This window comes from Paenibacillus sp. 7541 (genome assembly GCF_002276395.1).
In the GTDB taxonomy this organism is placed as follows: Bacteria; Bacillota; Bacilli; order Paenibacillales; family Paenibacillaceae; genus Paenibacillus_AQ; species Paenibacillus_AQ campinasensis.
In genome coordinates, this window is the sequence record NZ_NQLZ01000007.1 from 20,082 (window position 1) to 32,115 (window position 12,034).

The 12,034-nt window shown below is 51.2% G+C and carries 9 protein-coding genes; all 9 read right to left on the reverse strand.

The genetic code is table 11. The features are described from left to right. Positions 1-26: 26 nt before the first annotated feature. The 9 genes from CHH75_RS05100 to CHH75_RS05140 all read right to left on the reverse strand — a co-directional run bounded on the left by CHH75_RS05100 (position 27) and on the right by CHH75_RS05140 (position 11,959). Positions 27-3,539, reverse strand: a complete 3,513-nt coding sequence (locus CHH75_RS05100) for a DUF5704 domain-containing protein (RefSeq protein WP_095397600.1) — start codon at positions 3,537-3,539, stop codon at positions 27-29. Positions 3,540-3,542: 3 nt separating this feature from the next. Next, positions 3,543-4,649: a copper amine oxidase N-terminal domain-containing protein gene (locus tag CHH75_RS05105; protein WP_095397601.1), complete on the reverse strand. Its 1,107-nt coding sequence runs from the start codon at positions 4,647-4,649 to the stop codon at positions 3,543-3,545. An 87-nt stretch (positions 4,650-4,736) separates the two neighbouring features. Then, positions 4,737-5,714, reverse strand: coding sequence for a hypothetical protein (locus CHH75_RS05110; protein WP_095397602.1), 978 nt, complete (start codon positions 5,712-5,714; stop codon positions 4,737-4,739). After that, positions 5,701-6,249, reverse strand: coding sequence for a hypothetical protein (locus tag CHH75_RS05115; protein WP_095397603.1), 549 nt, complete (start codon positions 6,247-6,249; stop codon positions 5,701-5,703). The genes CHH75_RS05110 and CHH75_RS05115 overlap by 14 nt, the downstream gene beginning before the upstream one ends. Before the next feature lie 10 nt (positions 6,250-6,259). Further along, positions 6,260-6,649, reverse strand: coding sequence for a hypothetical protein (locus CHH75_RS05120; protein WP_095397604.1), 390 nt, complete (start codon positions 6,647-6,649; stop codon positions 6,260-6,262). Between the two features lie 72 nt (positions 6,650-6,721). Continuing rightward, positions 6,722-7,201 (reverse strand): hypothetical protein, encoded by a 480-nt coding sequence (locus tag CHH75_RS05125; protein ID WP_007130992.1) that lies wholly within the window; start codon positions 7,199-7,201, stop codon positions 6,722-6,724. Positions 7,202-7,273: 72 nt separating this feature from the next. Beyond that, complete coding sequence (locus CHH75_RS05130) at positions 7,274-9,337, reverse strand: hypothetical protein (RefSeq protein WP_095397605.1); 2,064 nt, start codon at positions 9,335-9,337, stop codon at positions 7,274-7,276. After that, on the reverse strand, positions 9,327-11,195 hold the full coding sequence (locus CHH75_RS05135) for a P-loop NTPase family protein (RefSeq protein ID WP_095397606.1): 1,869 nt from the start codon (positions 11,193-11,195) through the stop codon (positions 9,327-9,329). The genes CHH75_RS05130 and CHH75_RS05135 overlap by 11 nt, the downstream gene beginning before the upstream one ends. After that, positions 11,192-11,959, reverse strand: coding sequence for a CpaE/TadZ family protein (locus tag CHH75_RS05140; RefSeq protein WP_255222962.1), 768 nt, complete (start codon positions 11,957-11,959; stop codon positions 11,192-11,194). The genes CHH75_RS05135 and CHH75_RS05140 overlap by 4 nt, the downstream gene beginning before the upstream one ends. Between the last annotated feature and the right edge of the window lie 75 nt (positions 11,960-12,034).

Genomic DNA, 12,034 nt, shown 5'->3' on the forward strand with positions numbered 1-12,034 from the left:
TTGATCTATCCTCCCGGCTGGTGAATTTAATGGGTACCTCCTGTTCCAAAGTCATCATAAGAAGACAGGTTGGCATGATAAAAGACCACATCACCGTCCTGTAATCTAAACGTGGCTCCATACGGATCGACAAAGCGATGCTGAAACCCTTCCCGTCGCCATTGATTGCTGAGCGGCGCGTGGATATACTGCAAATGCGGTTGATTCACATTCTGATTGCGAATCGTTTCGATGTTGAAATTGACAATGATGTACCCGTCCCGCAAAAAAATAGGCGACTTATCGTCCAGCCGATTGGTGCGTCCGTACTCGGCCAAGTTGAATCCTTTGGGGACGACATACGGTGCGGCAGGTAGACTGTATTCGCCGACCCAGCGCTGCACTGACGCATGAGCACGCGAAACGTCGATGCCGGAAGGAACTTCCATACTGCCGATAAATGTCCGAAGCCGTGGTGGGAGCAACATGACATCATATCCGCCCACGTAAACGGGCTGTTGTGCATCTTTCAAAAACTGCTGAATAAACGTTTGCTGGTTGCCAGACGCACCGTTCAGCGACCAAAGGGAAGATGCCGTGTTCGTCAGTTCCTGCTGGGACATATTGCGCAAGCGGGTGTCCAGCGTCACATGACGTCGCTCCACATCTGCACTGGAGCCGATGCGAATAAACCGTTTATTCCCCGAATGATAGTACAAGTCCACCTCTTGCCGGTTCTTACCCTTGCTGTCGACAAAATAGAAGGTTGGCGTAATCTTGATCCCGTCGCCCGAACCAAACATATTGCCCATACTCTTCAATTCAAATTTAATATGGTAGCCCGTTTTGACAGCCACGTTTTTCTTACCGGCATCCGGATGGCTCCCCGGTCGAATCGGCAACACGTAAGGAGGCTGATTACCCCGTGCTGCGCCGTCGATGCCCTTCGTCCCCACCCAATAAGCGTTGCCAGTCGGCGTTGCACTTCCTCGTTCTCTGCGAAATACGGTCTCCCAATTAAAGTCGGCAATGTCTGTGATGCGGAAATCATAGACACGGCCGATCACTTCAACCGGCACAACCTGTGTGGCCACATGGTGCGTCAAGTCTAAGTTGGCGTTCATTTGTGACGTAAAGGAGGGAGGACTGTTTTCAGCAATGGTTCGGAATAGTACATCGTAATTGCCCTCGTCCACCCAAAGAGGTAAATAAAACGTTGTCTGCACCTGACCGACCGGGATCGACGTCCATGTTTCTTTCGGGATCAGCGTTTTCCGATCCGCTTTGTACACGTCAAACGGAAACCATACTTGCTTGTCGCGCATATACTTGCCATAGTCGCGATTGCCGTAACCCTTTATATCCCGATGCGCTCCACTGGTTGGGATGGCGACCGTAAATGGACGATCCAGAATAAGCGCGGCTCTCCCTGCGGTCGGCTGCGTTTTTTGATTATGCGCCTGATCGTCAGATACAGAAGCCTGATTGACGACCGGCGTATGCACCGTCACCGGATTAATGCCATCAATGGGATAGCTTTGGTTCTGACCGCCCCCAATTCCTTCGATGAGCGTAAAGAAGATCGTGCCGGAGCTTGGTTGATCGGCCTTGTTGGGTTTGCTGGCATCGATCATCAAACCGCTGCTATACAGAACTTTTTGTCCGATCTCGGGCGGAGTCGGTATCTCCCTTGGGGTCGGGGCGGTTTCTTCCGTGATCCGGTTGTCCATAATCGTTTGCCCGTTAAAGATCAGTGAGTCATTTTTCACTTTGATTTTTCCGACAGCCTGTTCCGCTTCGTTGGTCCAATCCTCATTAGGAACGGACGGGCGACTGGAACCTCCTTGAATTGTCTGCCCAGGCAACGATACATTTTGATAGACAGGATCGGTGATGTGGGCCTCACGGGAAGTGTCGTGAGAAACCGAGACCCTCGGCTGCGCGTAGCCGTTCGGCTGCAAGGTAACTTGCCCGCTGGGTAACGCGTAGTTGGAAACCTCTGCTTTTTGCAAGCCGTATACCTCTAGACGATCAATGAGCCAGTAGCTGTACTTGCGCTCCACGGTATAGCTTTTCGTTACGGTTTGCGTATCCGAGCGTGAAACAGGCACTCTGGTCGGATTGCCTTCGCTGTCCGGGGGACCGGAAACGTATTCCGTCCAGCGCAGCGTGTACGTTCGACTAACGGTAATCGGGTACGTCTTCGTCCCTTTGATTTCCGTAAATTTGTTTCGGTACAGATATGCTTTGGCATTCGCTTGAACATAGAGACTCTCCGATGTTGGGATGCCTTGAAGCACGTCGAAGCGTTCCGCACCGCGAGTATCCGCCCGGATCACAGCCGAAGCATCGGGATTCATCACTTCGTTTTCCTTGACAGCTCCAGGCTCTGTTTCGTCATCCGTATCGCCATTTCCCCCTTTGTATACCCCGATAAAATTGGAGCCTCCAGAACCGACAAAGATGGACCGATCCAGCAACTTGCTATCTCCTTTTTCCTGAATAAATAATTTCTCGTCGGGTTTGTTGTTGTTCGTGATATAAGACCGGATGATTTCATACGTCTGCCCGTCTTTGGTGAGCGTGGCTTCAAACGTGTGATTCACTTCATCTCCGGTCGCATGTTCGCCTTTATCCACCTCTTTCAGAACTTGGCCGCCTTCTGTCATATAAATCGCCTTCACCGTATTTTTCTCAGAGTATTCGGCGATTAGATTCGTTCCGCCAAGCGCGACCGTAAAGCTGCGAATGCGCACTTTTTCGTTCGTTTCCGGGTTTTCCTGCACCCATGTTTTTCGTGACGGGTCTTGCTTCGGTGATATATAGGAGCGAGCGATGGTATACGTTTTTCCATTGTCTTCGATCACCGCCGGAAATTCATGAATGATCGTTTCCCCGATCTCGAACTTTCCTTTTTCAAATGTCACATCCGGTCGGTCAATCACCCGTCCGTTTACTGTTTTAGCGATAACGTCCACCGGGAATTCCGCACTGCGGTAAGGAATATGCAAACCAAAGTAGTCATCCAGATCGTCCGGAAATCTCCAGCCTTCCGCTTGTTTGATCCCGGACAACGTATAAAACGGACCTTTCCGCACCGAGCCGTCCGCATTGACCGATACCATCACAGCATAAAAGTAAAGATCGTCATTGTTCTGAATGCCCTCCATCCCTGCTTGCCAGAGACGCTGCGTCACGATTTCTTCGGGGATTTCGTAGTATGATGTCAACGGTTGCCCCGGGATAGGAGGATCGGGATGCTGCCCGATTTGTCGTACTTCCTGATTCATAAATAGCGCATGCGGCCTGCTGCGTGGGTCAGCGCATTGTTTGGGTGATGTTGTGCTGCAAACTTGCTCCCGGGTCACCACCCAGCCCACCGTCCGATAGCGAATCGAAGTGCTCGCCGCCGTGCTGGTGATTTCGAATTGAATCTTGCCGTCACGGATAATCACTTGCGGGAGAGCTGCCGCCGCTTGTTGAACGACGAAAAACGGCATAAAAAAAGTGCATGCCAGCAGCATGCACAGTACTCGTTGATAAAGTTTTCTATTGTCCACCGATCATTCCACCTTTGAAATCGTGTGGTTGAAAAACAAGCTGGCCGTTGGCGAGACTTTCAACGTGCTTCCCCAATTGCCGCCGACATTGGTGACCATTTTGATGTCGGCGTACCCTTCATACCACACATTCTTCTCAAAATCTGCTTCCTGCGGAAACCAGTTATCATAAATCAACCGTTCATGATGTTTAAACGAGAGGAATTGAACCCGAAACTTGACGCGAATATAATCCGCTCCAAACCCGTCATAAAAAATCATGGACGGCTCCGGTTCCAGGTAGCCCATAATATGAATTTGATTTTCTTTCACCCAATCCACATATTCACGAATGTATCTCAATTCCGCATTGGAGTTTTGCATCTTCGTTGCAAACATGGCCTGCGCCCACGTATCATCAATCGTGCGGTAATCTACATTTAACAACAAAGCGCCAAACGTTTTTAAGTGTCCCATCCAGATGTCCACGTTCTGCTTGTTGTATTCGGGGATGGACGCGTACAGTTCGGAAGACACTTTGCTTTCTGAAGGACGGGAGTGGGGGTACGCCATCTCGTACATCTCATTGGGAACATCGGCCAAAATGTAGGGATAGTCCGCCGCATTTTTCGGAAGATCCGTCGTGCGGAGCAAGCGCCCCCATTTATCCGTGTCGCTCTCAGAGATGTCCTTCGTGTGAATTGTCACCGTTGACGTACTGCCGTCCCATTCCACCTCTGCGCCCAGCACCTCGCTGACAAAGCGCAACGGCACATACGTCCGGCCGTCCTTGGTTACCACTTGCGTATCTAAAGCGACCTCTTGTCCATTGACAAGCGCAATATTTGAACCGATTTGAAGTCGAATCTGCTGGCCGTCCCGTTCAATCGGCACCGATTGGCTCTGAGCTTCCCAGCCAACCTTGGCACCGAGCGACTCTGCGACAAAGCGAACCGGCACTAATGTCCGCTGGTTCTCATCAACATAAGCTTGGGCATCGGGAAACCATATTTTCTTGCCGTCCAGCACCACGCTTACAAACGCAGGAGGAAGACTGGCAGCACTTGCCGTAGCCCCGAACAAGCTGATAACCAGGACGGCAATCGTCATGGCCATAAACCATTTCTTCACTCATTTCACCTCTTATTCAAGTAATCCTGACTGGACTGGTTGTACTGTTACTACTAGCATAATGTGCATGAGTCAGACTGTCCACCCTTAGAAAGAGGAACAAGAAAGCGGCATATATCCCTGTTGCGCCGCCGTTTTTTCGCTTGCGAACGTTTCTTCTATCGGATAGGAGTACGGACAGCTTTTGCGATAATATACTTTCATATTGTCTTTCATCGCTCCTACAATCTCCGTTTGCTTCATTACGCGGCTGCCGCCCAGTGCGTAGTTGTTATATTCCTTGCGTCCCATCGGAATTCCCTGCATAAAAGCCACAACGCCTACATCGGCAATCGTGTTGTGCCATTCCTCTAGCGGGATGGACGGCAGTGTAAACGTATAGGAAAGACCATTTCGCAGGGCGACCTCGTTATGCTTGTTGATCCGATAGGACAGCTCATCCTGTATTGCGCCCACGATGGTGCTGAGCCGCACTTCATGAAATAACGCCGCATCTCGTAACAACGGAATGTTGGCCTCCGCCTGAATGTCCCTACGAAAACCCTCATGCCAACTGCGAGTTGCCGCAGCATACACCAGCACTTGTTCATCCAACGTAAAGGAATAGCTGTTGCCGCTTGAATCGGTATACGCATACGGCCGTTTGGTTCCCCAAGCCGGTGCCATGACCGTTTGGCCGTTACGATCTGTCCATTCATCCTCGGCATAAACATAAAACCCATCGTATCCAATGACAACAATCACCGGAATGTAACGGTTCAAAACCCCTTGCGCAACCGGATCGCCGGATATGCCGAAATTGGTGTACAACGTCCGGTAAAACGCCGTGAGCGCTTCCTCCGTGTTGACCGCCACTCGCTTGACCGACTCGTAGCGTGACTCATGCTGCTGATCTGCATTGATGATGAGTGCTTGTGCCGCCGCATCCACCGCTGCATCCATGGCAGCGTCATAACGCAGTTCGAGCAGCATCGTTTGACGCATCAGTTCTACGTCAATCTGATTGATTGTGGCAAACGGGAAAAAGATCAGCACACCAACGACAGCCCATTCAATCCACTTCATTGCGTACCACCCCGCCATAAGGAATGAATATTTTATCGTTCGGGCTGACGGTGCTGTTCAGAAAATCAAACAAGACCGTGCCGGGCGTACGGCTCACATTTTTGACCGTAACGGTGAACGTATCGCCCACCCGCAGTTTGTACCTTCTTGACGGGTCGTCTCTGGGGGCAGAGCTACCGGGAAACAGCACCGGCAAGATCTGAGCGTTGTAAAATGCATCGTAATGCACTTTATACGTACCCTGGAACGTTTCTGGCCTGGTCGGATCGTCATATACCGGCACATATTTCTTGCTTTCATGTTCCATCTGCACATTGAAATCAAGGCCCGTCGCCTCAATAGTTTGTCTGAAATCGGTATACATGGTCGGTGAAATATATCCTTTGTCACGTACCGCATCCACAAACGCCGTTGTCGCCCGCAGGACGACTAATTCTGAAATATCATCCTGCTGCTGGAACGCTGTGTAAATCGGGTAGATGTAAAGCAGCAGTACGGCAAGCAGTATCGCAAACACCTTAATATAACTGTTCATGGCATTCTCCTCAACGTGTGACGACTACCAGGCGCAACAGCCGCCCGTCCGTGTCACGTTCGTGCAAGACGCTGTATCGGCCATGGAGTTGGATTCTGTCTGAAAACCATTGCTCCCGGTTCACCGGTGATGCGTATCGGACGCCATCCACCACGATTTCCGCATCTCCTTCTTCCAACCGCGCGATGGCCTGAAACACTTCGGTTCCCGACATCCTGCCATCACCGGACAAGGGAGACAACGTTTGCCGGATGGTCCGGTCCTGCGTCATACCGGCGAGATAGGCCGTATCGGCAAGCGTCGCGCCGTTTTGAAACAGCCACAGCCCGCTAACCACGGCGATCAAAAACAGGAGACAGGATGCACTCATCTCCAACATCGTTCGCGTCGCGTAATCCAATGGCTTCCTCCTTTCAGCAAAAGGGGGCGACAGCTAGACGGACGCCCCTTGGCTTCATTTCATTTTCGCACCTTATTGTTGCCGGAACACGATCCCGCGAATGACATTGCTGCGATCCAGCACCAATTGCGCCTGAAACTTTCCGCTCGGATTGACATAGTTCACATTGGCTTCATCGACGGTATGCTCCAGACGTCCAGGCGCATCGCCAACGACCGATCCATACGTAATGCTGTCCATCGGAACGCCAATGTTGATGACTTTGCCATACCACTGCCCGGTCGGGTTTTTCCCGGTGATTATTTGGATGCCAAACTGTTCCTGATCCGAAAACTTGCGCAGTGCATTGACGACTTGACTGCCCGAAAGTGTCGTGTTGTCATACACTGTAAAGGCCGTCTGAGATAATTCCGTTTGGATATTGCTAAAATTGCTTTGAGCTGCTTTTGTTGAATCTTGCGCGGAAATAAACAACACGACAGCGAGGGTAATGAGCGCAATTGCGAGGAAAATGCCCGCCGCCATTACCAGCGCCTTTTGTGCATTGGACATGGTCGATCTCTCCTTTAAATGTAGAAATAAAAAACGGTCCTTTCCAACATGGAAAGCACCGCTAAGGATGAATCATTGAATGCGTTGCAATTGCTCGTAGTACACCGACATTTGGTTCAAGCTGACAACAATGAGCGGAATGACCAGATAACCGAAAATAAGCGCCATCATTGGTGCGAACCCGATCATTCTGCCCCAGCCCGCCTTGTGCTCAATCAATCGTTCGTACTCCTGCTTGCGTTCTTCCTGTGCATACACGTACTCGGACTCCAAATCATCAAACGCTTTTCGAATCGGCAGCGTGCTTGCCGCCAGTTCCAGCTTTTCCACCATGCGCACGAATGGCTGAAAAGGCGCATCCTCCTTGAGCTGCGCTAGCGCCTGTTCAGCGCCTTGATCAAAATGGAGCAGGCATGTTTGCAGCGGCTCTTCGAACACGCGGGCGAACTGCTCCATCCAGATTAGCAAATGCTCTACCGACATGCGGTCCATATCGGCCAGCATCGCAATGACCGCCTGCAATTGATCCACTTCATGCTTCATTTCCATTTGCCGCATCTTGCGCTGGAACAGGCGAATGCCGACCGGCGCCCAGTAGCCGACCCAGCCCGCCAAAACGGTCAATAGAGCTTGCCACCATTTGACGTATTGCCTGTCGAGTTTCTCCAACTTGCCCATAATGCGCTGTGCATCCGCGCGAAGCGCTTCATCCGAACGTTCTCCTCCGGTCTCCTTTCGCAACAGCTCCAAGAGCGACTCCTCTGTAGGCCTCACCCCCTTTACTTGATCGATGATTCTCCGATCCAGCACGGCTGCTTCAAGCGCTTTTTCCTGCTCCTCAGGCGTCGCTTGACCAAACAGCGTATCAGCATACACCGGCGCGTACAGCACTTGATGCCGATCCGCATAATGCAAAGCTATGAATAGTCCCATTGCTGCAAGAAAAGCCATGCTACCCGCCACGATTCGCTGGACATAAAACCATTCCAACCGCAAAGGAGAAGCCGTTTCTTTCAGCAGCTTCACCATCCGTTCCGCTTCCCTTGAGCCAGGAGCAGGACCCAAACGGTGAACGAGCCAACGCATCCAGCCCCGGCCGTGCGCCCATTTCTCCCATCTCTTTCGGCTGGTGATTTTCGGCGAGGTCTCCAAGTTCTGAATATGACGAAGCAGAACATAGGAGAGCCAAACGACCACCATCAAGCCGAGCTTTATGCTCCAACCCATTACGCTGTTGTAAAAGGCGTCCATCGCCGAAAAATAATAGCTGGCCCATGCTTCAATCGGACGGGTAAACAAGAGCGGAAGCAGGGCAATAACGGACAGCCCATGCAACAAAAAACCAAGGCGTTCCCGGCGCAACAGTTCAAAGTTCAATTCACCGGCCAATTTTCCCAATGCCTTCAAATACAATGATCCGCTATCCGTTTGTTTGTCTCCGTATTCCTTCACCAGATACGACAATCCGGCCAAACCTTTCAAATAACGGTTCGGAGCCGCTTCCAAGTATTGTTCCAGTCGTTCTTCCGCGTGGCTGTCGGTCAACACTTCAACGATTTCCTGGCCGTGCAAAGTCATTTCATACGGCGCTTCATCCGTCGCTTCGTAAATCGCTTCTTCTACCATTCCGTGTCGGTGATAATGATGACGGACATCCCCGAAAAACTGGCGTAGCTGACGCAACAATCGCATTTCCAACCGTTGTACGAATACGTCTGTTAACATGCCGTGGCAAACCCAACCGCCAATCATCAGCATGACAAGTGTAAATACATCGCGCACCCAAAGCGTGATCGGCACAGCCGCTGCAAGCAACATGCCCCAGAGCCAAAGCGCCGTCCGCATCGTCTCCAGACGCAGCTTCCACTCATCGCCCAGGTGGAGAATAACCAAACGACGACGAATGAAGTGTAAGTAGGTACGCAAGAGCGGTACACGAGAGCAGAGGGTATAGAGTTGTTGCATGCCGTTGTGCAATGCCTGCTTGTTGCTCGTTTTGGCAGGTTGGCGCAAGGCTTCATACTTTCGTGCTGCCCCGGCTTCCCCATAGCGGGACAAAAATTGAAACGCTAAGACCGCCCCAAGAAACAACAGCGTCGCTCCGCCAAGCAGCAGGGAAAGCCACTCAAGATTCATCGCCATCCCCCCAATTACACAAAAACGCCTCGAAAGCTGCCTGGTCCGGACCGGCAAGCCGCTCGGCAATCTCTTTGCGGCTTTGTTCGGACAACGGATGAACCGCGACATAACGGCCGTCCCGATATTCAATGACATTTCGCGCTTCATACAGTTTCCGATCCGTGGAGCGATGGAAGTAGTCCGTCACCGTCTCCATAAACGCATCCATCTTCTCATCCAGCGTCTTTTTCTCGCGAAAGTCTGTCCGGTAAGGCATTTCCTGTGCAAGCGGTACGCATTCCGTGATGCGCTCGATATAGCGGCGACCGTCCGCATCCCGTTTTAAATGAATATCGAAGTTGATGACGCTGACCACTTGCTGTTCTGCCACCTGTTCATTGGTAAACACGCCGGTTTTGAGCAATGAATTGCGCAAGGACAACACCAAATCGCGAAACGTTTTGGCGTGGTGGGTAAACAACGTAAAAAGTGAAGCCACTTGCGCCATTTGAATCATCCAGGCCGCTACCGGGTCGGTCGCCACCTCACCCAAAATGTTGACCGAGCCGTCCGTTTTTTTCTGTATATCCAGCCCGGCCTGACCGGAGATCGTTTCAGTTTCCCGAAGGCTGAGAATATTACGATTCGGATAAATTTTGCGCAGTTGCAGTTCAAAGCTCATCTCTTGAACGCGAATCGGGAGCAGGGCGGATATATGACGCACCATGGCCATAAGCAGCGTCGTTTTCCCGCTGCCTTGCGCGCCAGTTATCGCCGTAATGCGCTCTCCCATCACAAGATAGCGAATCAGAGCAATCGGCAGTTCCGCATGTTCATCGCGAATCAGCTGTTCCAAAGTGGCATTTTGCACATCAAATTTGCGCACAAAAAAAGCCCACGACTCGGCAAATCGGGGGCGCAGCACCACGACACGAGAACCGTCGGCCATTTCATTCACCTTGTATCCGGTCGTTTCGGACAACTGGCCGGGAAAATTATGCTTGTAGATGTTTTGGCATACGCGCCGCAGTTCCAGTTCCGATCCAAAGGAGAGGAAACTAAGGTGGATGGATTTCCCCTCATAAAAAACCCACACACTATCATGCGCCCGCGGCACCTCACCGAGTTGAACATCCCCGTCCCAATCCCATGTTTCTTCCCATACGGAAGGCGGCAAACCGGACACTCCGCCGGACACGCCGTCAATGCGCATATCGCGCAGTTCGTCCACGACACTAAAGCCTTTGTAGTGCTGGTAAATGCGCTGCACCACGATTTGAAGTTTATCCTCATCCGATAGCTGGACGTCCTCTTGTTCATAAATCTCGCCGATCTCCTCAGACGTAATACGGTAAGACAGCTCCTGTTCTTCATGGGCATTCGGCTTGGGCCGATCCAGATCATAGCGGCGTATGAGTTCACTAAGCGCATGATAGCCGTGACGTTTTTTGTATACATGAAGCAAGATGTCAAACCGATCCTGATGCGACAACGATTCAGGGCGATCAAACGGGATCAACCGGTTCAGATGTTCATGATCCAACGTATAGTGCTGTGCAAGCAAATCGGTTATATATTGCTTGACATACATTTTGTCACGCAGATCACCAGACGTGCATCCGCGCAGCGCTTTTTTCATCTCGGCCCGCTTGTTTTTCCGTCGCCGATACTCTTCTTCTGATAGACCGTAATCCGTCAGATTGGCGCTTATCACGTCATGCAGTGCTCCTTTGACGTATTCTTCCATCGCCTTCAACGTGTACACCGGCGCTTCCTGCTGGCGTTCCGGCAAGGTTCGGCTCATGCGCAAATACAGGAACAATACGCCAATCAAGACAATGCCTCCGATTAACAGACCATGTAACACGCCCATCATATCGGGGTCTCCTTCCCGCCGAAAAAGGCATTGTGCAAGCCCGTTTGTTCAATCAACGCCTGTGCCAACGCTCGCACGTCTCGCATGAACAGATAGTTTTCATGTTCCCGCTGCACTTGCCTATTGCGATACATGTAAGAAATCGCCTGCCCGTTTTGTCCATCATCCAACCACCGTGTATTGTAACTGACCGAACATGTTTGTAAACGCCGTCCATAAGGACGCAACAAATTTTTATGGGTCAAAGATGAGTACCGATCATATTTTCCGAATACGAGCACATGCTTTTTAGTTGCGAGCATCGCTTGAAGTTCATCCATCCGAAAAAAACGATGGACAGCCAACCGATTTTGCGGGAGGCACACCACCAGCACATCCGCCAGCCGCAGTAAACTGTTGGTCCATTCCGATGAATTTCCGCTGCCGCCATCCACAAACACAAGATCATACATCCGTTTCGCCATGCTTAGCAGCGATTCCATCCAAGGCGTGGCCATGTCAATAAAACGATCATCCGGCTTGCTTGAACCCGGCAGCAAGTCGAGCCTGTCCTTTAACAAAGGCAGCGTGTAATCCCGAATCATGTTGGGTTGCAATTTTCGGTTTTGCAGCAGTCGCAATAACGCATCTACCCCCATATTGACTGAGACATCCATGTCCATCTCCCGAGAGGCATGCGTTTGATAAAAGCATTGCTTCAAGGCGATATCGTGACTTTCACAATGACCCAGCAGCAACATATGTGCCGAATACTCCAGTCCCATGACCGAGGCAGTCGCTGCCAGATTGCTCGTTGTCCCGGTTCCCGATACCGGACTCCAAAACACGATTGTATGTCC